This window comes from Lihuaxuella thermophila (assembly GCF_900110165.1).
Lineage (GTDB): Bacteria > Bacillota > Bacilli > Thermoactinomycetales > Thermoactinomycetaceae > Lihuaxuella > Lihuaxuella thermophila.
This window is the reverse complement of record NZ_FOCQ01000016.1, coordinates 1-26,293: the sequence shown is the minus strand read 5'-3', so window position 1 is coordinate 26,293 and position 26,293 is coordinate 1. Positions and strand designations below refer to the sequence as shown.

General features: G+C 44.3%; 25 protein-coding genes. All 25 read left to right on the top strand.

Annotation, left to right across the window (positions count from 1 at the left end; translation table 11 throughout):
* The first annotated feature begins 99 nt into the window (after positions 1–99).
* The 25 genes from BMW55_RS15890 (at position 100) to BMW55_RS15765 (ending at position 26,214) form a co-directional block, all read left to right on the top strand.
* Positions 100–1,101, top strand: coding sequence for an aminotransferase class IV (locus tag BMW55_RS15890; RefSeq protein WP_170839977.1), 1,002 nt, complete (start codon positions 100–102; stop codon positions 1,099–1,101).
* A complete protein-coding gene (folP, locus tag BMW55_RS15885; RefSeq protein ID WP_089971707.1) occupies positions 1,098–1,928 on the top strand; it encodes a dihydropteroate synthase in 831 nt (276 codons plus the stop codon). Before BMW55_RS15890 ends, folP begins: the two co-directional genes overlap by 4 nt.
* Before the next feature lie 12 nt (positions 1,929–1,940).
* Entirely contained in the window at positions 1,941–2,300 is a 360-nt protein-coding gene (gene folB / locus BMW55_RS15880; protein WP_089971704.1) for a dihydroneopterin aldolase, read from the top strand.
* Between the two features lie 5 nt (positions 2,301–2,305).
* Complete coding sequence (folK, locus tag BMW55_RS15875; protein WP_089971888.1) at positions 2,306–2,833, top strand: 2-amino-4-hydroxy-6-hydroxymethyldihydropteridine diphosphokinase; 528 nt, start codon at positions 2,306–2,308, stop codon at positions 2,831–2,833.
* A 777-nt stretch (positions 2,834–3,610) separates the two neighbouring features.
* A complete protein-coding gene (dusB, locus tag BMW55_RS15870; RefSeq protein ID WP_089971701.1) occupies positions 3,611–4,618 on the top strand; it encodes a tRNA dihydrouridine synthase DusB in 1,008 nt (335 codons plus the stop codon).
* A gap of 29 nt (positions 4,619–4,647) precedes the next feature.
* Positions 4,648–6,144 (top strand): lysine--tRNA ligase, encoded by a 1,497-nt coding sequence (gene lysS / locus BMW55_RS15865; protein ID WP_089971697.1) that lies wholly within the window; start codon positions 4,648–4,650, stop codon positions 6,142–6,144.
* A gap of 167 nt (positions 6,145–6,311) precedes the next feature.
* Positions 6,312–6,773 carry a prepilin peptidase gene (locus BMW55_RS15860; protein WP_170839976.1) on the top strand — a complete coding sequence of 154 codons (462 nt, stop codon included), beginning with the start codon at positions 6,312–6,314 and terminating at the stop codon, positions 6,771–6,773.
* A gap of 31 nt (positions 6,774–6,804) precedes the next feature.
* Positions 6,805–7,440, top strand: a complete 636-nt coding sequence (gene grpE, locus BMW55_RS15855) for a nucleotide exchange factor GrpE (RefSeq protein ID WP_089971690.1) — start codon at positions 6,805–6,807, stop codon at positions 7,438–7,440.
* Between the two features lie 431 nt (positions 7,441–7,871).
* Positions 7,872–9,395 (top strand): Hsp70 family protein, encoded by a 1,524-nt coding sequence (locus tag BMW55_RS15850; RefSeq protein ID WP_089971688.1) that lies wholly within the window; start codon positions 7,872–7,874, stop codon positions 9,393–9,395.
* Between the two features lie 595 nt (positions 9,396–9,990).
* Positions 9,991–10,701: a CpaB family protein gene (locus BMW55_RS15840; RefSeq protein WP_089971682.1), complete on the top strand. Its 711-nt coding sequence runs from the start codon at positions 9,991–9,993 to the stop codon at positions 10,699–10,701.
* A gap of 41 nt (positions 10,702–10,742) precedes the next feature.
* Positions 10,743–11,918, top strand: coding sequence for a CpaE/TadZ family protein (locus BMW55_RS15835; protein ID WP_089971679.1), 1,176 nt, complete (start codon positions 10,743–10,745; stop codon positions 11,916–11,918).
* Positions 11,919–11,936: 18 nt separating this feature from the next.
* Entirely contained in the window at positions 11,937–13,307 is a 1,371-nt protein-coding gene (locus BMW55_RS15830; protein ID WP_089971676.1) for a TadA family conjugal transfer-associated ATPase, read from the top strand.
* The gene (locus BMW55_RS15825) at positions 13,304–14,227 is read left to right on the top strand and encodes a type II secretion system F family protein (RefSeq protein ID WP_089971672.1); all 924 of its coding nucleotides are present in this window, start codon (positions 13,304–13,306) and stop codon (positions 14,225–14,227) included. Before BMW55_RS15830 ends, BMW55_RS15825 begins: the two co-directional genes overlap by 4 nt.
* A 10-nt stretch (positions 14,228–14,237) precedes the next feature.
* On the top strand, positions 14,238–15,155 hold the full coding sequence (locus BMW55_RS15820; protein WP_089971669.1) for a type II secretion system F family protein: 918 nt from the start codon (positions 14,238–14,240) through the stop codon (positions 15,153–15,155).
* Between the two features lie 101 nt (positions 15,156–15,256).
* Positions 15,257–15,466, top strand: coding sequence for a DUF4244 domain-containing protein (locus tag BMW55_RS15815; RefSeq protein ID WP_089971663.1), 210 nt, complete (start codon positions 15,257–15,259; stop codon positions 15,464–15,466).
* An 85-nt stretch (positions 15,467–15,551) separates the two neighbouring features.
* Positions 15,552–16,904, top strand: a complete 1,353-nt coding sequence (locus BMW55_RS15810) for a vWA domain-containing protein (RefSeq protein ID WP_089971659.1) — start codon at positions 15,552–15,554, stop codon at positions 16,902–16,904.
* Positions 16,905–16,925: 21 nt separating this feature from the next.
* Positions 16,926–18,020 (top strand): hypothetical protein, encoded by a 1,095-nt coding sequence (locus tag BMW55_RS15805; RefSeq protein WP_089971653.1) that lies wholly within the window; start codon positions 16,926–16,928, stop codon positions 18,018–18,020.
* An 89-nt stretch (positions 18,021–18,109) separates the two neighbouring features.
* Positions 18,110–18,919, top strand: coding sequence for a hypothetical protein (locus tag BMW55_RS15800; RefSeq protein WP_089971649.1), 810 nt, complete (start codon positions 18,110–18,112; stop codon positions 18,917–18,919).
* The gene (locus BMW55_RS15795) at positions 18,876–19,631 is read left to right on the top strand and encodes a hypothetical protein (protein ID WP_139179521.1); all 756 of its coding nucleotides are present in this window, start codon (positions 18,876–18,878) and stop codon (positions 19,629–19,631) included. The genes BMW55_RS15800 and BMW55_RS15795 overlap by 44 nt, the downstream gene beginning before the upstream one ends.
* Positions 19,632–19,810: 179 nt before the next feature.
* Positions 19,811–20,419 (top strand): Tad domain-containing protein, encoded by a 609-nt coding sequence (locus tag BMW55_RS15790; protein ID WP_089971642.1) that lies wholly within the window; start codon positions 19,811–19,813, stop codon positions 20,417–20,419.
* Between the two features lie 15 nt (positions 20,420–20,434).
* The gene (locus BMW55_RS15785; protein ID WP_089971639.1) at positions 20,435–20,842 is read left to right on the top strand and encodes a TadE/TadG family type IV pilus assembly protein; all 408 of its coding nucleotides are present in this window, start codon (positions 20,435–20,437) and stop codon (positions 20,840–20,842) included.
* A gap of 81 nt (positions 20,843–20,923) precedes the next feature.
* Positions 20,924–22,525 (top strand): Tle-like phospholipase domain-containing protein, encoded by a 1,602-nt coding sequence (locus tag BMW55_RS15780; protein WP_139179520.1) that lies wholly within the window; start codon positions 20,924–20,926, stop codon positions 22,523–22,525.
* A gap of 71 nt (positions 22,526–22,596) precedes the next feature.
* Positions 22,597–23,637, top strand: a complete 1,041-nt coding sequence (locus tag BMW55_RS15775; protein ID WP_089971634.1) for a hypothetical protein — start codon at positions 22,597–22,599, stop codon at positions 23,635–23,637.
* 155 nt (positions 23,638–23,792) lie between these two features.
* Positions 23,793–24,155: a hypothetical protein gene (locus tag BMW55_RS15770; protein WP_089971631.1), complete on the top strand. Its 363-nt coding sequence runs from the start codon at positions 23,793–23,795 to the stop codon at positions 24,153–24,155.
* 394 nt (positions 24,156–24,549) lie between these two features.
* Complete coding sequence (locus tag BMW55_RS15765; protein ID WP_089971628.1) at positions 24,550–26,214, top strand: phage tail family protein; 1,665 nt, start codon at positions 24,550–24,552, stop codon at positions 26,212–26,214.
* Positions 26,215–26,293: the final 79 nt, after the last annotated feature.

Below are 26,293 nucleotides of genomic sequence, written 5' to 3'. Positions count from 1 at the left end.
ACGGTTAACAGGTTTAGTTACCAGGACAGGCAAGATCTGCTGCTTGGTTTTTGCTGTTCACTCCAACCCGTCGTCCCTATACAAGGGGATGGGTCTGCAGTGAGCAGACTCCTGTGGAAACCCTGGGTGCGATCCGCGATTGTAACAGCAGGACAATTATTTGCAAATGCTTTTCTGAACATGTCCGGTGCGAACAGCGTTTTGCGAGGTGACGCTATGGCCATCATGATGCTCAACGGTTGCCTGGTCCGGGAAGAGGAGGCGGTGGTTTCCGTCTTTGATCACGGTCTCCTGTATGGGGTGGGGGCGTTTGAAACCTTGCGCCTCTATGAGGGACATCCGTTTCTGCTGGATGACCATTTGAATCGGTTAAATGAAGGTTTGAAACGTATGTCCGTCCGGCCCCCTTATACCACCCGGGAATGGGAACGGCAGATCGGGGAACTGACAGAGCGGAATCATTTGCAGAATGCGTCGGTCCGCATCACCGTCACCGGCGGCGCGGAAGGATTGGGTTTAACTGCTTCTTCCTATGAACGGCCGTCAACGATGATCTTTATCCGCCCCCTTCCTTTTGAACCGGGCGAATTGTTTCATAAAGGCAAACGGCTGCAGGTGGTATCCGTTCCCAGACAGGCTCCCGGAGGAGTGGAAAAATACAAAACGAGCAATTACCTCAACAGCGTGCTGGCCAGACAGGAAGTGGAAGATTTTCCGCAAACCGAAGGAGTCATGCTAACCCCGGACGGGGCATTGGCCGAAGGGATTGTCAGCAATCTCTTTTTTGTTTCCGGGGGAGTTCTCCACACCCCATCTTTGGAGTCCGGCATTCTGGCAGGAGTGACCAGACACTGGGTGATGGAGCTGGCGGGATACCTGGGTTTTCGGGTGAAAGAGGGACGATATACCCTGGAAGATCTGCAGCAGGCGGACGAGATTTTTGTCACCAATTCCGTGCAGGAAATGGTTCCGGTGTATGAGTTTTCGGGTAAGCCCAAGCGGAATCCGGTTATAACCCAACGCCTTTATGAAGCATATCAAACATTCACGACCCGTTTGCGAAGCGCGGGAGAACTCCGGGGAAGGAAGTTGAAGCAATGAAGACAGAAGTACTCAAAGCAGGGAATTACCGTTTGCCTCTCCTGCGGCGTACACTGGTGATGGGCATTTTAAATGTGACACCTGATTCATTTTCGGACGGGGGACGCTACAACCGCATCGACCTGGCCTTGGAGCATGCGAGAAAACTGGCGCAAGACGGAGCCGATATTCTCGATATCGGGGGTGAATCGACCCGCCCGGGAGCAACTCCCGTTTCGCTGGATGAAGAATTGGAGCGGGTGATTCCCGTCATCGAAAAAGTGGCACAGGAAATTGATCTCCCGATCTCCGTGGACACGTATAAAGCGGAAGTGGCCAGACAGGCGGTTCGGGCAGGGGCACACATGTTGAATGATGTGTGGGGCGGCAAACGGGATCCCGGCATGGTGAAAGTGGCGGCCGAACTGGATGTTCCCATCATCCTGATGCATAACCGGGAAGAGGCGGACTACCACTCCCTGATGGATGACATCCTGTCCGATCTCGAGCAATCAGTGCAAATCGCCACAGAAGCAGGAGTCAAAGAGGAACGCATCATCCTCGATCCGGGGATCGGTTTTGCCAAGAGTTACGAGCAAAACCTGATCGTGATGCGAAACCTGAAGCAGATCGTAGACCTTGGCTATCCGGTTCTCCTGGGAACTTCGAGAAAATCCCTGATTGGCAAAACACTGGGACTCCCTCCGGAAGAGCGCGTGGAGGGAACCGCCGCCACCGTCGCATTCGGCGTGGCACAGGGCTGCAAAATCGTGCGCGTCCATGATGTGAAAGAGATGGTGAGGGTCTGCCGCATGATGGATGCGATGCTGTACGGAGGACAGAAGTAAGGAGGGGCCGGGATGGATAAAATCTTTTTCAACGAGATGTATTTCTATGGATATCATGGGGCGTATCCGGAAGAGAACAAACTGGGGCAGCGCTTTATCGTCGATCTGGAACTGGGACTTGACTTGCGACCCTCCGCTTTAAACGATGATTTGAGCCAAACGGTGAACTACGCGGAGGTTTACCAGGCGGTGAAAAAGGAAGTGGAAGAGACGCAGGTGCAATTGGTGGAGACACTCGCGGAGCGGATCGCGGACCGGTTGCTTTCCACATTCCCCGTTGAACAGGTCCTGGTTCGCGTAACCAAGCCCGATCCGCCCATCCCCGGCCATTACAAGGCGGTTGGCGTGGAAATACTGAGGCGTAAATCATGAGCCGAATTGTAACTGCTTATCTCGGACTGGGAGCCAATCTGGGTGACCGTCAGTCCCAACTCCGGCAAGCGATTGAACGCTTAAACCAAACTCCCGGGATCCGCGTCACCCGTCTCTCCTCCGTATACGAAACCGCTCCTGTCGGATATTTGGATCAGCCCAACTTTTACAATCTCGTGGCCGAAGTGAAGACCACGTTAACTCCAAACGCGCTCCTTTCCGTCATTCTGCAGATTGAACAAAAGCTTCACCGGGTGCGGGAAGTACGATGGGGCCCGCGAACGATCGATATCGACATCCTTTTGTACGGAGACCGGGCGATCGAGCAGGACGAATTACAGATTCCCCACCCGAGGATGAAAGAACGGGCCTTCGTATTGGTTCCCCTTTCGGAGCTTGCCGGAAACAAGATCATCCCCGGCACGGATCAAACCGTGGAACAATGGGCGGGGGCGTTAACGCCTGATCAACAGATTCGCCGTCTGGATCTGCTCCTTTACCCCGAAGGCTTAAGCCTGGAACTGAATAGATAGGGAACAGAAAGCGATTATCCGGGAATGAAAGTGGATCTGTTTGAAGGACGCTCCGAAATCTTTTTTACGACTCCGTTCCGATGCAGTGGCAGAGTCACTCGTCGCAAAAAAGATTTCTTCGCTGGTTCTGCTTATGGAGATTGCAAAGAATACAGTCCATGACAGCTTGCCACAACCCTGGGATAGTGCCCACTCCGGAAATTGTTTTCCGTCTCCACTCCAATGCAGTGGCAGAGTCGCTCCACCGGAAAACAAATTCCTTCGCTCATCATGTCTATCTTGTACGAAAACCATCTGACTATTTGATACAATCTAGAGACTAGTTGATACAACCTAAAGACGAATTACAAAATCGTGCAGGGAGGCCGTGATTGGACGAAGTGCCTTTGAGGCCGTCCCCAGCGGAGGCCCCGAACGAAGGGAGGAAGCGGATCACCTGTTTGAGCGAATGCGAGTTTGATCCGCGCCTGTAGTGAGAGGGCCGGAGCGGCCAGTTTCCACGTCTTTGCCGGCCTCAAGAGCACGAAGGCCAACACGGCCGACCGACTCGGAAGCACAACCACAGAAGACTTCTAACACAACCCGCTTGCTCACAAAACAGATCATGCTTACTGGACACAAACAAATAATGCAGGGGGAGTTTTAACGCGGCTCCAAAATCTTTTTACGACTCGCCCCGATACGGTGGCAGAGCCACTCTGCCGAAAAACAATTTCCTTCGCTCACACGTGTCTATCACTTTCAATTAAGAGTTCGAACAGGAAGGAGGCACTTGAGATGCTGAAAATCGGAGACATTCAGCTGAAAAACCAAGTGGTTCTCGCCCCGATGGCCGGTGTTTGCAATCCGGCGTTCCGTCTGATCGCCAAGGAATTTGGGGCCGGATTGGTTTGCGCGGAGATGGTCAGCGACAAAGCGATCTTGCACGGAAATCAACGGACGAAACAAATGCTGTATGTGGATGAAAGGGAAAAACCGCTCAGCCTGCAAATATTCGGCGGAGATAAAGAGACGCTCGTCGAGGCCGCCAAGGTGGTCGACCAACAGACCAATGCGGATATTATCGACATTAACATGGGATGTCCGGTACCCAAAGTGACGCGTTGCGATGCGGGGGCCAAATGGCTGCTGGACCCGAATAAAATCTATGACATGGTTTCGGCCGTAGTGGCAGCCGTCAGCAAGCCGGTTACGGTAAAAATGCGCATCGGCTGGGATGATGAACACATCTATGCGGTCGAAAACGCCCAAGCGGTTGAAAGCGCGGGAGGAAAGGCCGTCGCCGTCCATGGCCGGACACGTGTACAGATGTACAAGGGCAAAGCCAACTGGGACATCATTCGCCAGGTGAAGGAAGCCGTCAAGATACCGGTGATCGGAAACGGGGATGTCTTTACTCCCGAAGATGCCCGCCGGATGCTGGACACCACCGGCTGCGACGGAGTGATGATCGGCCGCGGCGCTCTCGGGAACCCGTGGATGCTGTACCGCACCGTCCATTACCTGGAAAAAGGGGAGCTATTGCCGGAACCGAGCCCGATGGAAAAAATGCGCATTGCCATCCTGCATATGGACCGCCTGGTAGGGCTGCGGGGAGAACGGGTCGCCGTTCGCGAAATGCGCAAACATGCCGCCTGGTATCTCAAAGGATTGCGCGGGGCATCGCGGATTAAAGATCTGGTGAACGAACAAGAAACCCGTGACGGGATGGCCCGCCTTCTGTTAAGCTTTGCTGAGGAACTGGAAAACAATCAGACCGAAGAAACGACAGCTCAAGCCGTCTAAGCCCCCGAATCCGAAGGAGTGAGATTTGCATGACACATGAAGAACACAGCAGCGATTTATTTGAAGTGCGGCGGGAAAAGTTAAAAGCGCTGCGTGAACGGGGAGTCGACCCGTTTGGTCAAAAATATGTCCGTACCCACTCGGCACAGGACATCGGGTCCCTCTACGGGGAATTATCCAAAGAAGAGTTGGAGGAAAAAGCCGTCCGCGTTTCCATCGCCGGCCGGCTGATGGCCAAGAGGGTTCAGGGTAAAGCATCATTTGCCCATTTACAGGATATGTCCGGCCGGATTCAAATCTATGTCCGCCTGGACCGCGTAGGCGAAGAACAGTATGACATCTTCAGCACGGCTGACCTCGGCGACTGGATCGGTGTATCCGGTGTCGTCTTTAAAACCAACCGCGGGGAAATCAGTGTAAAAGCGGACGAAGTCACTTTCTTGACCAAATCGCTCCGCCCCCTGCCGGAAAAATATCACGGGCTGAAAGATGTGGAATTGCGTTACCGCAAGCGTTACCTGGATCTGATCATGAACCCGGAAGTGAAGGATACCTTTATTGCGCGCAGCAAAATCATCCGGGCAATTCGCCGCTATCTGGATGACCACGGCTATCTGGAAGTGGAAACGCCGACTATGCATGCCATCGCTGGGGGAGCTGCGGCCCGTCCGTTTATCACTCATCACAATGCACTCGATATGACCCTCTACATGCGCATTGCCATTGAGCTGCACCTGAAACGGCTCATCGTGGGCGGTATTGAGAAAGTGTATGAAATCGGGCGCGTTTACCGCAACGAAGGGATTTCCACCCGTCACAATCCCGAGTTTACGATGCTCGAGCTGTATGAGGCGTATGCCGATTTCCACGATATCATGGATTTAACGGAAAATCTGATCGCCCATGTGGCCCGGGAAGTGCTCGGGACAACCAAGATCCGTTACCAGGGACATGAGGTGGATTTGACCCCCGGCTGGGCGCGCAAATCGATGACCGATCTCATCAGAGAACATGTCGGTGTGGATTTCACACGGCAAATGAGCGATGAAGAAGCCCGTCGCCTGGCGGAAGAACACGGGGTCCAAGTAGAGCCGTCCATGACCTTTGGGCATATCGTCAACGAATTTTTTGAACAAAAAGTGGAACACAAATTGATCCAGCCCACCTTTGTCTACGGGCATCCGGTGGCCATCTCCCCGCTGGCGAAGAAAAACGAACAAGATCCGCGTTTTACCGACCGGTTTGAGCTCTTCATCGTCGGGCGGGAACATGCCAATGCCTTTTCGGAACTGAATGATCCGATTGACCAGCGGGAACGCTTTGAAGCGCAAGTAGCCGAGAAAGCGGCCGGAAATGAGGAAGCCCATCCGATGGATGAGGATTTCCTGGAAGCATTGGAGTACGGCATGCCCCCGACCGGAGGACTGGGAATCGGCATCGACCGGCTGGTGATGCTGCTGACCGACAGCCCCTCGATTCGGGATGTCCTGCTCTTCCCGCACATGCGCGAACAAAATGAAAAATAAACAGGTTATCCACAGTTGATGCACAAATATAAGCGGCTTCTTTTCTGTGAAGAAGCCGCTGTTTTATTTCTAACCACCGGCCAGCTGGAAAAAATCGCTTGTCTAATTAATGGAAACCTACTATAATGACCGTGAGGTTTACCGTACACATTGGAGGAAGGATCTCCATGCCTTGGTCTGAGCAATTGGTGTATGCAGTGTTGATCATTCTCATGATTGCATCAACGATCACAGATCTGAAAGAGCGGCTCATCTATGACCGGTTTATTCTCATTGGCGTTCTATTTTCGATGATCTTTCGGATTTTCTACCGAACTGAACCCTGGTGGGAATATTTGGCCACAGGAATTGGGGTACTATTCATTCTTGCTACCATTGCGGCGATTACTAGAGGGACGGCAATCGGTGGCGGAGATATTAAAGCTTTTGCCATGATTGGACTTTCACTCGGTTTTACCCAGTTTTTATATATTTTTCTTATCTCCCATCTACTTGCGGCAGTCTTTATGTTCCTAGTAAAATTATATAAGTGGAAAGAAGTTAAAAGAGATACGGAATTCCCATTTGCACCTTTTATTTTGTTTGGGCTGATTTTTACCAATAGTTTCAAACTATTCGGGTTCATTTAACCTTAGGTGAACTGTTCAGGGAGGTAAAGCTATGGGCCCCAAGAAAGAGAACCACAGGTATTTGGAGCAGGGTCACCACCTTCCGCTTCCTGAATCCCGTTACGGCTTTTTCGGACGGGAACGCGGGGCGGTCCGGGAAGCGAAAGAGACGAGATCCGATGAACGCGCACAGCAGCAGGTTCTCTCCATGCTGTCCAGTTTGCAGCAAAACTTTTCTTCACTCCTCCAGGTGGTCACCAACCGGCTCAGCTATGACAAGACGAAGGAAGCCGCGTTTGACAGACTGTACAAAGAGATGGAAGAACTGAAGCAAGATCAGGAATTAAGCCAACTTCGCCCGTTGTACATCGACCTGATCCTGCTCATCGACCGGATGAACACCATTTACAACGACAAGCTGGATTCAGGTTCGCAAAACCCGGAGCTGGTAAACATTTTGCAAACGCTCAGCCATGAAGTGCTGGAGATCTTATACAGGAGGGGCGTTGAACTCATCGTTACCACTTCACCTGTCTTTGACCCCAAAGTACAAAAAGTGGTTGAAGTGATCCCCACCCAGAACCCTGCAGAAGATAATACCGTGGTACATATGGTGCGCCATGGATTCAAGTATAAGGATGTCGTGCTCAGACCGGAAGAAGTGGTAATCAAAAAGTATCAAGGCTGACCGCCGGAATAAAGTCGAAGCAGTAGAGCCATCCGCAGGAGCGGTTTGGAGACTGCTTTTTCGACTGCTCTCTGTTGCCACCGTTCCCCATGAAGGGACTCCTTCCATCATTTTTAAAACCGACTGCCTCGCAGGAGCCATCAGAGCAGGACTAGTGGTGCGCTTTTTAAAATGAGAGATGGGTCACCCATCTTTTCGTTTTCACACAGCTTAGGGCGGAGGCTGCCGAAAATAGATCTGTTCTTCCCGGAATGGTCCGGGGTTCCATTTGCCACGCCCTGTGATTCGGTCTAGATCACAGCGGTAAGGAAGCGGTGCAATTCCCGCGTTCGCTGTGGCTGCTTACAGATACAGGCCGCTGCTGCCCGGGAAAGGGCACTGCTCACACCCGTGCAATTTTTCATGAAAGAGGATCGAAGGAGTGAATATCGATGGGAAGAGTCGTAGGGATTGACTTGGGAACGACTTACTCAGCGATCGCTATCGTCAATAAATACGGAAAGCCGGAAATACTCACCAACCGTGAAGGAGAGCGGATCACTCCTTCAGTGGTACTTTTCGACGGGGAAGACCCGGTAGTGGGCAGCATTGCCAAACGCGCTGCCGTAGCCACCCCTTTCAACGTGGTCCAGTTCGTGAAACGGCAGATCGGGGATAAAGGCTGGAAATTTCGCACCGAAAACGGCGAGGTTTATACACCTGAAGAGATTTCGGCCATTATTCTGAGACGTCTCAAACAAGATGCTGAAACACTGCTCGGGGAAAAGATCGAAGATGCCGTCATCACCGTCCCGGCATACTTTGACGATGCCCAGCGCAAAGCCACCCAGGACGCGGGACGGATTGCCGGGCTGAATGTGCTCCGCATTATCAATGAACCTACTGCGGCCGCCCTCGCCTACGGATTGGACAAACTGGACCAAAACCAGACGCTGCTCGTATACGACTTGGGGGGCGGAACGTTTGACGTAACGATTATGCGCCTCACCCCGGAAGGACTCAGGGTGCTTTCCACCGGCGGTGCGAAAGACCTGGGCGGTTTTGACTGGGATAACGTGATCATGAACTATTTGAACGAAGAATTCCAGAAACAAGGCGGCATCGATTTGTTGGATGATCCCATGCTGGAACAGGACTTGCGGGACAAAGCGGAAATCGCCAAGAAAACTCTTTCCTCCCGCGACCGCACCAATGTCTTCCTGTCAGCCAACGGGGTCAACGTTTCCATCCCCCTGACACGGGCCAAATTTGAAGAGCTTACCTCCCACTTGCTGAATAAAACACAAAGAATCATGGAATTCGTCCTTGAAGATGCGGGCCTGGAATGGAAGGAAATCGATCGGATCCTCCTGGTCGGGGGTTCCACCCGTATGAAACAGGTCCCGGCCATGATTGAGCGTGTGACCGGCAAGAAGCCTTCTCTCGACGTCAACCCCGATGAAGTCGTGGCGCTGGGAGCCGCGATTCAAGGAGAAATCCTACATATCAAGCAAGGAAAAGCAGACTTGTCCGCAAGCCAGTCTTTCCCGGTCGTCGAGATTCAAGATGTCAACTCCCACAGCCTGGGTGTAGTCGCCCTGGACGAAGGGGGAAACGAAGTCAATTCCATCGTCATGAAGAAGGATACCGTGATCCCCAGCCGGGTGAGCGGCCATTACACCACCACGGTTGACCGGCAAACGCAGTTGCATCTGCAGGTGACCGAAGGGGAAGATAGCGATCTCGATTACGTCAAAATTGTCGGAGAAGGGATGATTGATCTTCCGGAATACCCCAAAGGGGCACCGCTGGAAGTCATTTTTGAGTACGACAGCGACGGGATCATCCATATCTCTGTCGTTGACTCCACAGCCGGAGCGCTCCTTGGCGAATTAAACATCGAACGGACCTCCAACCTGACGGAAGAGGAAGTCAGGGAAAAGCAGCTCCGTGTCAGCAAACTGGCGATTAGCTAACCCTTGACAATGGAAAGTTGGGTTTATATAAAACTATTATGAGATGATTGGTCTTCTTCCATTTACATTCAGCGGAGAAAGGTCGCATATTTACAGTAAACTTCATCAGTTTACTTCCTCTGATCATCATAGATACCATCCTTTTTATCAGGCTGAACACCTTCTTCATCACTTGCATTTTTCTACATTTTCTCTGCCCCGACTCCCAAGTACAGGATTTTAATCGTAAGGGAATTCACGGGAGAGAATGCCTGTCCGATTTCGTTCATCTTTTCGAACGCCTTAAAAGCCCGTTACAGGAGCGGCAAAGCCTACGCCCTTGCCGCTCTGAATCTTTTGTTCGCACCGACCGTAGCACAAGTGTTGAGCCTTGTGATATTTGTAATTTTTATCGCAACTACCTCTTGGGCGGGACTATATCTTCAATCGGGGAGGATGGGCTCGCCGTTTTTTTTATGTTTTCTTTATCAATTTGTAAACTTAGACTGTTGTAAATATAATACCAACTTGATAGAATTAGCTATGTAAGCAAGAAATGGTAGAATTGAATTTTGGTATTTAATTTTAATCTTAGATAAGCAGGTGTTAGACAGATATGCAAGATGCAAAAAGAAGAGCCATTATATTTACAGTAATATCTATTGCGTTGGCAACGTTGGCTGGGATTTTGTTTTTACAGAAGGTTAGTGCGGTAGATGCTAAGTTAGGGGAGCTGGCAACTGTATATGTAGCCAAAAAGAATATTTTGTCACGTCAGCCTTTACGAAAAGAAGATTTTGAAGTGAAGGAAGTACCTGTGCAGTTTCTTTCAAAAAATGTTGTTACGGATTTTTCGATCATTGAAAAAGAAAATCTTGTATCGGTTGTTCCTCTGCAAGAAGGAGATTTACTTTCCAGTAATACTTTAAAAAGAGCACACGAACTGACATCTGGCGATAAACGGATGGTTCTGATCCCTCAATCACAAAAAATACAGTTTGATGATAGATTTTCAGAGCAGGATCGGGTCGATATTGTAGTTTCTTATGAAAAAGTGGAGGGTAAACAGCCGGTTACTGAGTATTTGCTCACAGATGTACCGGTTGTCGCCACTGCTAAAGATGTGATTGGTGTTGAATTATCTAAGGAAGATGCTAGAAAGTTAATACATATGGAAAACTTTGCTGTATCGATCCGGGTCTTAAAAGCTCCACAAGAAGCCAATAAATCTTCAGATGAGGGAAAGGGTAGTACGAATAAAAACAGCAATTCTGTAAAAACGAGTAAAACCACTACGTCGAATGCTTCTAACAAAAACAATGACTAAAGAGAGTTAATATTCTGCTACACGGAAAGGAAATTTGTGTGATGAGTAGTGAATTAAAATTGCTGGTAGTCAGTGAAGATGAATCGCAGGCTCAAGAAATACGCATGCTTGTGAACTCGAAGTTTCCATTAAATGGTTATATACGGTCATCAGAAGTAAGGCGGGAGATTTCCCGTATACAGCCCAATATTGTATTGCTATACGAGCAAAAAGACGGGACCGGTATTCAATTAATCCCGTATATTTCTAGGGAAGTGCCGGAAGCAATCATTGTATATCTAACTGAGCGCCGTGATCCGATTCGTACAAGGGATGTGAGTAGAGCCGGGGCGTTTGATATATTATTTCTTCCTGATGAAATTAATGCATTAGAGGATATTCTAAATAGAGCCGCAAAGGTATTATTGGAAAAAAATACGAGAAATGAAGTGGCTTCAAGCTTTAGCTGGGGAAGAGGACAAATCTATACATTTTACAGCGGAAAAGGCGGAAGCGGAAAAAGTTTGGTCGCGGCGACATTAGCACAGACACTTCAGCTGGAATCGACAAGCGGCGTGCTTTTGGTCGACTTAAACCACCAGTATGGAGGGTTAGAGACATATTTAAATATTGAAAATGACCGAAACTTATATGATTTGACTCCTGTATTAAACGAATTAAATGATAACCATATTCGCAGCGTTACGACCATAGAACCTTATTCGCAGATAGAGGTATTAGTGAGTCCCGCTGATGCTGAAATTGCCGAACTCATAACTGAAGATCACATTGAGCGGCTATTACGGACTGCTCGTCTCTACTATGACTATATTTTGGTGGATCTTCCAACTGAAATGAATAACCTTTCATATACAGCTTTGGAAGAAGCAGATCGGATCATCTATGTGATGAATCCGGAGTCAATATCACTTCGGATCTTCAGCCGTACACTTGATTTGTTCGATAAGTTAGATATTGATCCAACAGATCGACTTGAGATCTTGATAAATAAAATAAGCAAAGATAATGAATTGACACCCCGGGATATAAGCCAACATTTTAGTTATCCAATTATAGGTGAATTAAGAGACGATACGAAAAAGATTCAACAGCTATTGAATCGTGGACAAACTTTGAGAACAACAAGAAAAGAGAGGAATCTCACAAACTTTGCGAAGGATGTCCAAAAACTAGCGAAGATGATTTTGGTGCAACAAGCAGGAAAATCCGCTTCATAGGAGGGGAGGCGATCGACGATGTCATTGTTTAACAGAAACCCTCAACGCCAAAAGCAGACAAAAACAAGCAGTTTACCGCGTCCATCTAGTCGTGCGGTCAGAGAGAGTGAAGCAAGAGTAGAGAAACTATCCAGGCATTTTAAGACTCGCCTCTTGAGAGAAACCGATTTGGAAAAACTGACTCAGATGCCTTCGGCCGAGCTCCGGATCACTTTAGACAGGATCATTGGCCGTTATCTGGCAGATGAACAAGTAGTAATCACTCGTAATGAACGTGACCAATTAATTAGCAAAATTATTGATGAGTCTGTCGGTTATGGGCCATTGGAGCCTTTGCTTGAAGACGAGGAAATAACAGAGATTATGGTTAATGGCCCTTATGAAATTTACTACGAAAAAAAAGGGCGATTATATAAGACAGATGTTCAATTTAGGGATGAAGAGGCCTTAAGACACGTCATAGACCGGATTGTGGCACCTTTAGGCCGCCGAATTGATGTGAGTTCCCCGATGGTAGATGCGAGGCTTCCCGACGGCAGCCGGGTAAATGCAGTAATTCCTCCAATCAGCTTAAAAGGTTCACTCGTTTCAATTAGAAAATTCCGTAAAGAACCGATAAAAATGGAGGACTTAGTAAGTTTTAATAGCTTAACTCCTGAAATGGCTACATTTTTGGCAAGTATAGTCAAATCAAAATTAAATATTATCATATCAGGTGGTACCGGAAGCGGGAAAACTACACTGCTTAATGCGTTAGCTTGCTTCATCCCTGAGAACGAGCGGATTATTACGATTGAAGACATGGCGGAGTTACGAATCCCACATGCCCATGTCGCTGGTATGGAAGCGAGACCAGCCAACACGGAAGGCAAAGGTGAAATTACCATTCGTCAGCTGGTAAGAAACGCTTTACGGATGAGGCCCGACCGAATTATTGTCGGTGAGGTTCGCGGTGCGGAAGCATTTGACATGCTTCAGGCGATGAACACAGGTCACGAAGGCTCGCTAACTACCGTACACGCGAACAGCCCTGAAGACGCATTAAGCAGGTTGGAAGCTATGGTGATGATGTCAGCTGCTGATCTGCCGCCAGCGATTATACGCCAGTATTTAGTGGGCGCGATTGATTTTATTATTCAAATTGGACGTTTACCAGACGGGCAAAGAAAAATGTTATCAATTGCTGAGTTTCAACAAGACGCCAATGGCGAAATGAAACTGAGGGAAATCTTTAAGTTTCAGCAAACAGGTGTATCCAAGGATGACAAAGTGTTGGGATACTTTACGGCTACCGGTGTTCAACCTCAGTGTCTGTCTCGATTGAAAGCCTATGGAGCACCTGTGGATCCTAAGATGTTTATCCCTAATAAAGAAGGGGTTCGTACATGATAGCTGTATTGGGGGCACTATCCGTATTCTTTGTCATCTGGGCTTTGTATTACTATCTCTTAATGAAAAATATTCAAAAAGCAAACAATGAACGTATCGCCAAATGGGTCAATAGGGGTGTCGGGGAAGTTAGGTGGTCAGATTCTCTAGCAGATAAGATTGACCAGACTTCCTGGGCCCAAAAAATCCAACCTCAGATTGAACAAGCCAGTTTAAACCTTAGACCGTCTGAGTATGGATCCATTCTCTTTCTTGCTGCAATCGTTTTATACTTTGCATTCAGCCTGGGGTTAGGAGTTCCTGCTTTATATAGCTTCATTCTAGCGTTATTACTTACTCCGCTGGGCTCAAAACTATTTTTGAAATCAAGAAAGCATATATATGCAAATCGTTTGGACGCACAGCTATCTGAAGCTTGCCGATTGTTAAGCAGCGCAGCCCGGGCGGGGTTATCCATTCAGCAAGGATTGGAACTTGTTGTGCGGGAAATGCCACCACCAGTGAAAAATGAACTCGGCATGGTGGTTAGAGAAGTGCAACTTGGAAGAGACTTGGAAAGTGCTTTGAAAGAGCTGTTGGAAAGGGTTAACAGCCGAGATATTCAAGTGTTTGTCAATGCTCTAATCATTCAGCGAAGAGCAGGTGGAGATTTAGGCCGGGTCATGAGTGAAATGGCAATTACGATGGAGGAAAGAAAAATTATCCAACAAACAGTAAAAGCTGTTACTGCCCAAGCCAGGTATTCGGCTTATGCTCTTCCTCTGATTTCGATTTTTGTCGTATTTATGTTGAGTAAGCTCATCGATGGTTTTTTTGATCTTTTCAAATCAACAATTGGAATAATTATTATCGCGGTCTTTGTGATTATGCAAGTAGTTGGAATAATCCTGGTTCGTCAAATTGCCAATATCAAAGTTTAAGGTGAACATTATGATTATTTTTATGGTCTTGTTTCTGGCTTGGATCAGTCTGATTATCGCTGCTTTTTCATATATCAAGTTTAGAGAACAAAAGCAACAAATAGATCGGTACCTGGATGAGAAGTTTGACAAAGTGGTTTTAAAAGCCAAAGATGATGACAAATTGATTAATCGTGCGATTAAGTGGTTTGATCAATTAGCTCCGGTCGGAAATAAAATTCAGCTCTTAAGTGATCCTGTTGAGTTGGAAGAACATCTATTAAAAGCAGGTTATCCTTATGGCTTGACAGTCGATCGGATACAAGGAGCAAAAATTGTCTTTGCCTTAATAGGATTGGGGTTTGGTTTTTTTGGTGTCATTCTTGGACTGCCTTTAGCGTCTTTTGCGTTAGTTTTTTATCCACTGATTGGTTACTGTATTCCAATTTTAGGGATCAGACTGCTGGCCAAAAGACGGCAGGAACAAATTCGCTATGATCTGCCTGATTTTCTTGACATGATGAGTATTACATTGCAAGCGGGAATGAGCTTGGACTCCGCTTTAATGTATTTTGTCAATACATCAAAGGGGCCACTCAGTGAAGAACTTGCGAAGATGAACCAAGAAATCCGTTTCGGAGTGCAAAGAGAAGTCGCTTATCGGGCCTTGCTCTCCCGAACTGAGTCACCAGAATTGGATAGTTTAATTCAGTCAATGATCCAGGCACACAACTTAGGTACCCCCATCTCAGAAACGTTTGCCCAACAGGCTGAAGAAATGAGAAAGATGAGGGGCGAAAGAGCCAAGGAAGCGGCTGGTAAAGCAGAACCCAAGATTTCAATTGTGGGCGGCTTGATTATCGCACCTTCAATTGTACTACTCATTATTGGATCTTTTGTTCTCAAATATTTCTTCAGTGATGACAGTCCGTTTAAAGGGATGTTTTGATGAAGCATTGAAGGAGGTGATTTGAGGAAAAAGAGGAAATATATGTGTAAGGTTGGACTGGTCTTCTTATTTTACGAATTTATATTAGGAGGTTAGATTATATGAAAAACTTGAAAAACAAACTTAATGAAGCTTCCATTCGTATGTATGTGGCTTACAAAAACATCTTCAGCAGCAAAAAAGGTTCTTCCACTGTCGAATATGTAATCGTACTTGCGGCAGCTGCAGCATTTGCCGGGGTCCTTGCAACTGTTCTTAGTGGAGAAGCTAAAGGTTATATTACGAAAAAAATCTCAGAGGCTCTCAAATAATTTCTTTAGTAATGACCGAAGTAAATATGGAGTTGGCCGTCATTTATCTGACGGCCAGACTAATTTTTTTGGAGTGGTGCTTCTCATGTTTTTTATGAAGAAAAAATGGACACCCATTATATCTATCCTTCTCGCATTGACTGTAAGTGCATGCTCTCAATCAGTACCCGCTAATAATCAAAATCAAGATGGAACGAGTGAAAACGTAAAAAAAGCTGCCACAGATGCAGAAGGTATGATTGCTGAGGGACCAGGTAAATTTGCTGGTAGCCGGTATGATGTAAACAAAGTAAATGAAGAGTTGGATCAATTCCCTGACAATATGAAAGCGGATGAGGCATATAACCGTTTAATACGGCTGCTTGCTGAAGATTACAAGCCAGTAAAGCAAAAATTGGACGATTTTGACCCGAATGTGGCTCCTAAATTGAGTAATACTCCGGGTGGGATAAACCAGCCGAAACTTTCCAAGTTAAACGTAGAGATTCTTTTAGATTCAAGCGGGAGCATGAATGGTCAAGTTAGCGGTGGCAAGAAGATGGATCTGGCTAAAAAAGCAATTCAGGAGTTTGCATCCAAACTTCCGGAAGGAACGAATGTGTCCTTACGTGTATATGGCCATAAAGGCAGCAGCAGTGCAAAGGACAAGGCTGTTTCCTGTGCAAGCAGTGAAGTTGTGTATCCGATGGGGAAATATGATCAAACGGCATTTAATCAGGCGTTGAATAAGTTTCAACCCACAGGTTATACTCCCATCGCCTTAGCCATTCGTGGCGCTCAGCAAGATTTGCAATCAGCTCAAGAGGAAAATACACAAAATATTGTTTATATAGTTAGCGATGGGATAGAAACCTGTGGTGGGAATCCCGTTGAGGAAGCGAAAAAACTACATACTTCAGGAATTAAAGCAGTAGTGAATATTATTGGATTTGATGTGGATAATGCCGGGCAACAAGCATTGAAACAGGTTGCTGAAGCTGGGGGAGGCTCGTATACTACTGTCAATTCAGAAACAGATCTAAAAGAATACCTGGAAAGAGAGCATAATCGTTTACAATTTGAATGGTGGGGTTGGGGTAATCTAAATGTTACTGAAGTAAATAATACGGCTTTAAAAAAGAGAAATGAATTAGATGAAATAGCTTATCCGGGTCCCGTCATTATAGGCACCGGAAAGCCCAGCTTATTTATTTCAATTTTTGATACTGAAACAAAGCATTTCGATGATGCTATTGCTTATTTGGAGCAAAAAGGAAAGGTGGACATCGCAGAATCCGCACTTCTCGAACAAAAGATTAATGATCGTAGCGATAAAATTAAAAAGTATTTTACGGAGAAGTATGACAACCTTGATAAGCAAATAGTGAAGATTAGAGATGAACTTGGAAAACAAATTCAAGAGAAAGCTAATCAAGAGTATAACAAATATAATCAATAGGAATTAGAAAGGGGGAAAGAAATGGGGCGTAATTTTAGGCGAATCTATGCCTTAACCGTGTTATTCTTTTTGTTTGGCCTCATATTTGCACCTTGGGCTACTATTGTTTTGGCAGCACCGAGCTTTCCTGAAGCCATACCGTTCCCGGAAGCCAAGCCATTCCCGGAAGCCAAGCCATTCCCGGAAGCCAACCCATTTCCTGAAGGAAAACAATTTCCAAAAAACCAATCTTCCCTAGATAATGGAGGTTCAAATGGGGGTCAGCCAGGTAGCACTTCATCTTCCCAAAATTCTCCTTGGGATAATGCAAAACAGACATTCAATGATATACTTCAGGATAAACTGAACATAGACCCCAAGCACCCGGATATTAGAGATATTAACAAACAGGCTTTGGCGACAGCTTTCGGTGAATTTCTCTACTTCAAAAATTATTTGCAGAACGCGGAATTTACGGTTGATCTGTCGAAGTTTGGATGGGATGCTTATAAGGGTACTAAATACTATAAATATTTAAGAGAGCATTTTAAATCTGCCAGTGAGATCAAGGCTGCATGGCAAAAGTTTAATACGGTAGAGGATGCATTTGATGAAGCTAGAAATATTAGTAAGCTTAGTAAGCTAAATAATTTCTGGAACGACATTACCAAACCACTTGATGCTGCTTCCATGGATAAAATCAATAAACTGAAATTATTCAGGCCATGGCAAGCTAAATGGTTACCAGGAGTAGCCCAGATTGCAGGCAGGTTTACACCTTGGTTAGCTGCGATAGATTCTGTAAAAAGTGGATTCGATACATTTAAGAATTTTGCAAGCGGTAAGTACAACGATGGTATAGCTAGCTTAGGAAATACATTGATGGCTGGAGCTGTTGTGCTTAGTGCTACAGGGGTCGGTGCCCCGGTTGCGGCGGGGGTGGCAATCGCAGGAGGGTTATTATGGGCAGGAGCAAAAATCTATAAGCATTGGGATACCATCTCGAGAGTGGTCACCAATCCGGTTGGTGCCGTAAAATCTGTTGTAGATTTTGTAAAGGAAACCCCAAATGTGGTTAAAAAGGTGTCTAACGGAATTAGCAGTGCAGTTAGTACTGTAAAAGGTTGGTTCAGTTAGGTATTTTAACTCAAAATGAAGAAAAAGAAAGTTTATAAAAATCAAGGCCACACAAACAGTAGTGGTCTTGATTTCATGGAGGAAAAAAGATGATTAGTGTTAGCACATTACCACCACACATTCATAAAGCTGTTGCTCCGTTCAATCCAAACAATGATAAATACGATGTATTTCCTGCAAAAGTAAATGTAGGAGGAAAATCGTATTATGCTTTTGTGTTTAAAGGGAATGCTGAGAGACTTATAGTTGAAGAGGACGGGACGGTTCCGAAATTAACTGAAGTTATCAAACCAGCTCTAATTGCCCCAAGTTATAACACGATTTGTGGTAACATCGGTAAAACAGGTACAAGATGGGTAAACACCTATAAAACAGGTGCTTTTAAACGTTTACAAAAGGCTCTAATGTACATGAAGGATAAGTACTTAGCAAAGCTTGACTCAGTAACTATTAAATCCGTGGATAGCTTTATTCACATGATTGATGAAATGAATTACTACCAAAACCAGTTAACTAATGTAGTCAAATCAGCAATATCTTTTGCGGACGGGACAAATAAAAAAGAATTGGTAACAGAAGAGGATTATTATACGCTGAGGAATTACAATGTCATCATGGTTCGTTCAGCAGTCAACCAAAACAACATCCAGTTGGAAGCGGAAAGAGACAGAGTGCAGGCGATCCAGGGTCTGTCTGCAGCTATCCCTCTTTTTAACATAAAAGACTGGCTCATATTGGCCTACATTAGACATCACCATAAAGGTTTCTTATCCAAAACACACTATCCTCAAGAGGCTAAAGAGATGGAGGATCTAAAAAGAATGGTAGAAGTGGATAAGCCTTTGGAGCAGGATGATGAAGCAGATACAATACTTAAAAAGTATCGCAATCCTAAATGAGGTGACAGAAATGGAGATTATAAGAGAATCCCTTGAGATCTACAAAAATAATTTTACTAAGATATTGTTGATTACTCTATTTTTTACTGTGCCGATTGGGCTGTTATATACATTTCTGATGCACTATGTTGAGGAGCCTTTGGCGGTCTTTTTGGTACCTGTTTGGCCCACCCTGATAAAAATCTTTTTTGGAGTATTAACCTTTTCCCTTGTGCAAATTCCTTTTATTGCGCTGGTATTGAATGACTCCAGATCAGGAATGGTGTCTTTTCGAAGGATCTGGTCTCCATTATTGGAACATGGATACTCAATTTACTTTCTGTCTGTGGTTGCCGCTTTGTTCATTTCATTAGGGTCATTACTGTTTATCATTCCGGGCATTATATTCTTAGTTTTTACCTTAGGGATTGCCCAAGCTGCACTTATCGATAAGATGGTTTGGTTTAAAGGGATAAAACAATCATTCTTATTTGCTAAACAACATTTTTTTCGTTTAATGCTGTTGTTGGTTGTATTTGCCATCATTGATTTTCTTGTTAGTTATACCATATCGTTTGGGTTTATGCTTCTTTCAAACTCTTTCTTTATTCTCAACCTGATTCTGATATTTTTTTCCGGCCTAATTATGCCACTCTTTATTATTATAATTAGTCTCTTATATATGGATTGGACAGACTTTGATTATATGAACACCGAAGAACTTTCAATATAGTCATTGTCGATATAGGGCTGTTTGTAATTTAAGTATCTTTTGCCTGCAATCTTTTTATCATGTTGATGATTGGATGGGTTACTTTTTTGGAGGTGAAGGATTTTATAAAATCTGTTGCCTACAGAGTTGTTCTTTCATTGGTTAATTTTGGTCTATATTGCGTTAGGTGAGGTGAGAAAATGTGTATTAAGCTTTCCTCTTTACTAAAAAATAAAAATGGAAACATTACTATTACTTGGTTAGGTGCTTTACCTGTTTTTATTGGTTTTTTCCTTTTATTAGGAAGTATGGGTTTGGCTTGGGCTAGTAAATCAACTGCTCAAACGGCCGCTGACGCAGGAAGCTTTGCGGCGACAAAAAAAATAGATGAACTTTTACTGCCTGAAATAGATAAATGGATTAAAGATAATCTTCCAAACGACCCAAAGCTTCAGGAAGCTTTCCCGGATCATATAAACTTGAATGAAATTCCCATGGAAAAAAAGCTGGAACATATGTTTCACGGTAATCACTTGATCATGAGCCATTTTGTTAAAGGGGTAATTAAAGCTCATGAAGGGGAAATTGCAAACGCGGTAAGAACTTATGTACAGAAAAACGGTGGCAAACCTCACGGTCGAATTGTTCTGCCCGTAAATGACAGAGTTGAGGTAGAAGCTGAGGCCCCTTTTGAATCGTTATTGTTGAAGGAATACTTTGCAGGAAAAACAGTGAAAGAAAAAGGAGCGGGACCAAAGAGAATCTACCTCAAAGGAATCAGTGAAGGAGATATTGTCATTGAGTATTAACCTTAGGAGGGCGACATGAAAAATATGATAAAAAAGATGGTTCGCGTTATCCATTCAAATAAAAAAGGTTCCTCAACCATTGAGTTTGTAATAATTTTACCACTATTCATCATGATGTTTATGGTCGTTTGGCAAATGGCACTAGCAGGTATGGCAGTCCTGGATACTCAGGCTGCACTGCGTGATGCAGCCAGGGTCGCAGCTAATTCAGGTGATGTAAATAAAGGGAGGGCCCAGCTTCTTTCTTCGTTTGGGACATCAGACCATTATCGTTTAAAAAATTATTCTATTAATATAAGTGGTGATAAAGTAGTTGCGAAAGCACAAACGGAAATAGAAGTATTATTCATGGGTGGTCTTGCACCATTTACCTATAATAAATCGGTTGAAGTTCCGGTTCTAGACGATAAATTTATGCCTTAGATGATTGACGTACTTTGTATAGACTCATTTTGAATAGTTGGTTTTTCAGTTGTAAAGCTAGCTTGAATGAGGTGAGATTATTTGTTCAACCGAATAACAAGAGGGTCTGCTCTACTTGGAATGTTTTTGACCCTCTTTCTTTTTTTGCCTCTTGTCAATATTGCATTAGCAGAACCGAGCTTTCCAGAAGCAATACCATTTCCAGAAGCAATACCATTTCCGGAAGCAAAGCCGTTTCCTGAGGCAAAGCCGTTTCCAGAAGCAAAGCCGTTTCCTGAGGCAAAGCCATTTCCAGACCAAAAGCCATTTCCGGATGAAAAATCATTTCCCAATGGGAATTCTTCTATAAATAATGAAGTTACATATGATCAACATCAAAATAATGAAGAAAAACCAAAAAGTTGGTGGGAAAAATGGATCACTGATCCAATATCAGGTGCTTGGGACTGGATAACGGAGACAGGATCCGGTGCGTGGAATTGGATATCAGATACGATTTCGGCTGCATGGACCTGGACAACAGGAACAGTATCCTCGGCGTGGGATTGGACAAAGAATACAGCAGTCGCTGTTAAGGACTGGACAGTTGGTAAAGCAGTCGCAGCAAGGAATTGGACGATCGAGACATCGATCAAAACAGTGAAAGAACTAATCTTTCTTCGCGACATGGCATTTGGTCCAAAAAGAATAGATGGTGGAGATAAAGACCCAACTGCCCGACCTTACGGCACATTAGCTGATGTAAACATTCATCCAGCTGATTTGACCGATATGGCCCAGCTTGCATATGACTGGGATGACTTAAGAAACGATGGGACCAATCCAGACGAAATCTTTAAAAGACTTGAAGATCAAGGCTGGAGAATCAGGAAAAATGAAGCAGGAGAAGCAAATGGGTTTGCAGCAAAAGTATTTGTGAACTATAAGACAAAGCAAGTAGTCATAGCCGTTCGTGGAACCGATGCTGGATGGGACTACATTAATGATGCACAACTTACATTTGGAATACCTAATCGGGAAGTGAATCAATACCAATCTGCAAGAAAGTTGATTGAGGAGATACAACGAGAATTCCATGGTTATCAATTGGTGCAAGTGGGCCATTCACTGGGAGGGAACATCGTCCAGCGTACCGCTATTGATTACAAAATTCCGACGCTTGCCTTAAACGCTCCTGGCTTGAAACAGCAGGATTTGCCATTCACACCTGTAAAATTCGAGGTTAAACCGAGCACTACCTACGGTCCAACACCAATTGATTACCTTAAAGGCTTAGTTGGAAGTATTGAGGATATAGCCGGTAATATTGCAAAGATAAAAATCAACGAGTATCGAGCAAGAACGAATGTCAACTTCCATCCAAATGAGGTTAAATTTAACCAGCAAGGTTATTACGATAATTTAATCCTAAATATCTCAGATGAAAGAGACCTGATTGGCACACGTAGCGAGCACGCGGGCAGCTATTATACAATAGGAGATGGAAAAGGACCCAAACGTGTGAATGACTACAGTGAAGAGAGAAAAGTGGAAAATACACCGCTTAATAGTCTGCTAGGTTTTATCGATGATACCCGTAAAGGTTACCCGTATCATGGATTACGTAGCAAGAATGGGCTAACAAGTTTTTACAAATATTCTGGTGAAATTGAGAAATTAATGAAAGAGCAACCGAGTCGATAATCCACATGGAGAGATGGGGATAGTGAAATACACTGGATGAACCAACAACTCTCCCTATGGAGGAGGAGCAGATGAAAAACGTAATTTTAGCAACGGTATTGTCCATTGTTTTCCCTGGTATTGGGCAGATATACAATGGGCAAAACGGAAAAGGAGTCAGCTTTATCGCGGCTATTTTGCTGTTTATGTCTCTTAATATGGCAACGTCTGGCTATCCGTTGTTTGCTGTTTTTTATGTAGTTGCATGGGTATGGAGTTTAGTAGATGCGATTGTTGTAGCGGTAAAACAACAAAAGGGAAGTATACCAGCCCCGCCTTTAGAGGGAGAACGGAGATATGTAAAGTTGGGACTTGCAATTGTAGTCGCCTATTTGCTTTTTTTTACTTCCGCTTGCGCATTTGATCAGACTGGAACAGATGAAGGTGGTCTAGCATTGTCGAAAGAAGAGAAGAAAATCCAACAGGAAGCAAAGAAGTATCTCGAAAATAAATATCATGAAGAGTTTGTTGTGGAAAAACCAAACTATATTCCTGCCATTGATAAATATGGAATGTATGCCTATCCCAAAAATGACCCGGATATCGTATTTGGGGTCACAAAATTAGGCTCTGATCCTTTTCTGGATACCTATTTGGAATCAGTCTGGGACCGAGATTCAAAAGAAGAGTTGGAATCGGTTTTACCAACGTTCTTTGATCACCTTTGGAACTTTAGCACCAGTATTTCCGTAAAAGATAGGATAGAGACTGAGATTGCAGGAAAAAAAATCCCAAGTTATCGGGAGTTGCGAAAAGCACATCCAGATCAGATAACCAACACGATGACGATTTATCTCATTAAAAATGTAACTGATCAGAATCAGGATGAAGAGCTCGAAAAGGTGTTAAAATTTATCAATTACTGTGAGAAGAATGATATACGGATAGTAAATTTAGAAATTAATTATTACGATGAAGCCCTGCTAAATAAAAGCAAGGAAAAAATTAATATTAAAAATCAGGATAAATTTGATAAGTACTATCGTAACAGACTGGGTGTATATATCGATAATCCATCGAAGTATAAATCGATTGAGGATTTAAAAGAGGACTTTGTTAATATCCCAAATTAATAACAGAGAAATACTGAATGGAAATGAATCCAAAAAGTATGGGAATGATGTATGAGGGGATTGTTTAACCAATCCCTCTCGTTATTTTGTTTATATTTTATGTAAGTTAATGTAGTTAAAAAGAAGGACATAATGGAGGAGGCTTCACTATTATTATGACAAAACGAGTTCTCATCTCGGTTGGATCGGGACTGGCTGGCTTTGTTGTCATCAACTTTTTAGCGATTGCGTTTGGTGTTTTATACAACCCGATTACCGACTTATTGCTTGCTGTTTTTACTTATGGTTTAGCTGGATATGCCGGGGGTCGGGCAAATCCGCGTCCATATGTAACAGCCGCAATCGTTGGTGCAGTATTCAGTCTCTTAAATATTTTGATAGCCTCTATATTCGAAGTGAAATTTGCAACAAGCTTTTTTGACTTCATCTCAGTCATTAGCATGACCATTATTATCACACTGTTAGGTGCACTACTCGCCCATCGTCCTTGGATAAGGAAGAACTCTCCATCTTTGTAGGCATTGTTGATAAATAAAGCCTTTTTTGACGTGACCATACAAGATCTATAACTTTAGCAATTCCCAATTAGGGTTTAGTTGTTTGTGGAAGGAAAGGAAACAAATATCAAGAACACTATAATGTAAGAGAACGATAGAATTATTATCTATGTGAATTTTTTAAATGTGGTGGCAAAATCTACTCAATTATAGTGGCTCCTGGCACAGGCAACTTATATGTCCCAAATGATCAAAGAAGCAGTAATTAAATTATTAAATGATGCTAGGGCGTTTGTCGTGAGGAGAAAGTTAAATGAAGCTCAAATTTACAATTTGGTTAACACGAATCTCACATAGGGCTACTGCTTATTGTTAGTTTTCCACTGAAAAACTAACTTGAATGGGGTGATGTTACTTGTTCCACCACAAAAAAGGAGGGTTTGTTTTTCTACTGACACTGCTTATAACCCTCTTTACTCTTTTTACACTTACAAATATTGTATTAGCAGAACCGAGCTTTCCAGAGGCAAAGCCGTTTCCGGAGGCCAAACCGTTTCCGGAAGCCAAACCGTTTCCGGAAGCCAAACCCTTTCCGGAAGGGAAGCCATTTCCGGAGGGAAAACCTTTTGAAAATGGAACGTCATCTTCTAATGATCCATCCACAAATAATCAACACCAAAATAATGATAACCAGTCTAAGCCCAAGAGTTGGTGGGAAAAAGCATGGGATTGGACAAAAGACAAAGCATCTGGTGCTTGGAATTGGACAAAACAAACAGTTTCTGATATTTGGGAATGGACAAAGAAAAATAAAGAATACATTATATCAGGAGCAGTTGTGGTCGCCGGAGTTGTATGCTTGTTTATTCCGGGAGCACAAGGTGTTGGTGTTTCCATTCTTTTGGGTTGGGGACTATCCTTTGGGTTAAGCATATTGTTTAATGGCGGAAAGATCGATAAATCTACATTCCTTGAAGCTGCAATTGGTGGGATTCTGGGAGCAGTGAGTTTCGGAGTTGGAGGAGTTCTTACGAAAGTTGCCTCCTCAATTGGGAAAAAAATAATAACTGCAATTGGGAGTTCTCCTATAACAAGAAGAGTGATCGGAAGTTTGGTGTCAGGTGGAAAAAATATTCTCACCAAGGTTCCTGGTCCAATTCGGGGAATTTTAAGTAAGGTAGCAACTAAGGGTGGGGTTTTTGGAGCAGTAGATGGTGTTGTAACGAGTATAGCCGATGACTGGCTGCGCGGTAAAAAAATAGACTGGAAAAAAGCGTTAGCGTCCGGTCTTGTCGGTACTTTAACTTTTGGTATATTCGCTTATGCCGGGCCTGCGATCGCCCAACAAGCCAACAAAATTCCTATAGTAAAAACAGTAACTGCCAAAATTGAGTCGGTAGCTGGGAAGTGGTTTAAACCGAATTCTGCTTGTGCATGTAACTTGAAATATACAACGTCTAAAACGCAAAAACATGTACATGAAGGAGAAACAGTAACAGATCCTCAATCACCTTACAATGGGAAATGGAGTGGTGGCGGGCTTCATAATTGGAGAAAAATGAAAGAGCGTGTTAAACAAGATGGTTACTACTTCAACAAGGTTGAAAAAGATCAGAACGGTGTCCTTAATGTGGAAGTGCGGAGAGTTGGGTATGACCCAAAAACCTTAAACAAATACGAAAACATAAAAAAAGCTTTAGAAACGTTACAGTCCGGTAATGCGTCAAAAAAGCAACAAAAGAAAGCTCAGAAACTATTGCAGCAAAATAATATTGATCCGAATACGGATCCAAATAGTATAGATCCTAAAACTCTCGCCAGAAAAGAACAGGTGATATCAAAAACTGTATATCCATCCCATTACACAGAACAACAGATTGATGAAATGGGTGAAAAAGCATTAGATCAATATCTCCAGAGCCATAAACTGCAATATTCTACACTTCCCAATGGAGATGTTGAGCCGATTAAATTTAATGCTGTAGTTAAAGGACCGGACGGGAAAAACATAGAAGTAGAAGGGTATGTAGTTCCAAAACCAGATGGAACGGTTGATTATATAGATATACTGACCCCATAAGACCCCAGACAAACTCTAAGTTATTATAGAATAGGGTTGAAAGGGGTTTTTCTTATGCCTAGAAGAAAGTGGTCTGCTG

What these genes read in the sequence shown, in the direction of transcription:
- folP (WP_089971707.1), top strand. Translation starts at nt 1,098, where the DNA reads ATGAAGACAGAAGTACTCAAAGCAGGGAATTACCGTTTGCCTCTCCTG.
- folB (WP_089971704.1), top strand. Translation starts at nt 1,941, where the DNA reads ATGGATAAAATCTTTTTCAACGAGATGTATTTCTATGGATATCATGGG.
- dusB (WP_089971701.1), top strand. Translation starts at nt 3,611, where the DNA reads ATGCTGAAAATCGGAGACATTCAGCTGAAAAACCAAGTGGTTCTCGCC.
- lysS (WP_089971697.1), top strand. Translation starts at nt 4,648, where the DNA reads ATGACACATGAAGAACACAGCAGCGATTTATTTGAAGTGCGGCGGGAA.
- BMW55_RS15860 (WP_170839976.1), top strand. Translation starts at nt 6,312, where the DNA reads ATGCCTTGGTCTGAGCAATTGGTGTATGCAGTGTTGATCATTCTCATG.
- grpE (WP_089971690.1), top strand. Translation starts at nt 6,805, where the DNA reads ATGGGCCCCAAGAAAGAGAACCACAGGTATTTGGAGCAGGGTCACCAC.
- BMW55_RS15850 (WP_089971688.1), top strand. Translation starts at nt 7,872, where the DNA reads ATGGGAAGAGTCGTAGGGATTGACTTGGGAACGACTTACTCAGCGATC.
- BMW55_RS15840 (WP_089971682.1), top strand. Translation starts at nt 9,991, where the DNA reads ATGCAAGATGCAAAAAGAAGAGCCATTATATTTACAGTAATATCTATT.
- BMW55_RS15835 (WP_089971679.1), top strand. Translation starts at nt 10,743, where the DNA reads ATGAGTAGTGAATTAAAATTGCTGGTAGTCAGTGAAGATGAATCGCAG.
- BMW55_RS15830 (WP_089971676.1), top strand. Translation starts at nt 11,937, where the DNA reads ATGTCATTGTTTAACAGAAACCCTCAACGCCAAAAGCAGACAAAAACA.
- BMW55_RS15825 (WP_089971672.1), top strand. Translation starts at nt 13,304, where the DNA reads ATGATAGCTGTATTGGGGGCACTATCCGTATTCTTTGTCATCTGGGCT.
- BMW55_RS15820 (WP_089971669.1), top strand. Translation starts at nt 14,238, where the DNA reads ATGATTATTTTTATGGTCTTGTTTCTGGCTTGGATCAGTCTGATTATC.
- BMW55_RS15815 (WP_089971663.1), top strand. Translation starts at nt 15,257, where the DNA reads ATGAAAAACTTGAAAAACAAACTTAATGAAGCTTCCATTCGTATGTAT.
- BMW55_RS15810 (WP_089971659.1), top strand. Translation starts at nt 15,552, where the DNA reads ATGTTTTTTATGAAGAAAAAATGGACACCCATTATATCTATCCTTCTC.
- BMW55_RS15805 (WP_089971653.1), top strand. Translation starts at nt 16,926, where the DNA reads ATGGGGCGTAATTTTAGGCGAATCTATGCCTTAACCGTGTTATTCTTT.
- BMW55_RS15800 (WP_089971649.1), top strand. Translation starts at nt 18,110, where the DNA reads ATGATTAGTGTTAGCACATTACCACCACACATTCATAAAGCTGTTGCT.
- BMW55_RS15795 (WP_139179521.1), top strand. Translation starts at nt 18,876, where the DNA reads ATGAAGCAGATACAATACTTAAAAAGTATCGCAATCCTAAATGAGGTG.
- BMW55_RS15790 (WP_089971642.1), top strand. Translation starts at nt 19,811, where the DNA reads ATGTGTATTAAGCTTTCCTCTTTACTAAAAAATAAAAATGGAAACATT.
- BMW55_RS15785 (WP_089971639.1), top strand. Translation starts at nt 20,435, where the DNA reads ATGAAAAATATGATAAAAAAGATGGTTCGCGTTATCCATTCAAATAAA.
- BMW55_RS15775 (WP_089971634.1), top strand. Translation starts at nt 22,597, where the DNA reads ATGAAAAACGTAATTTTAGCAACGGTATTGTCCATTGTTTTCCCTGGT.
- BMW55_RS15770 (WP_089971631.1), top strand. Translation starts at nt 23,793, where the DNA reads ATGACAAAACGAGTTCTCATCTCGGTTGGATCGGGACTGGCTGGCTTT.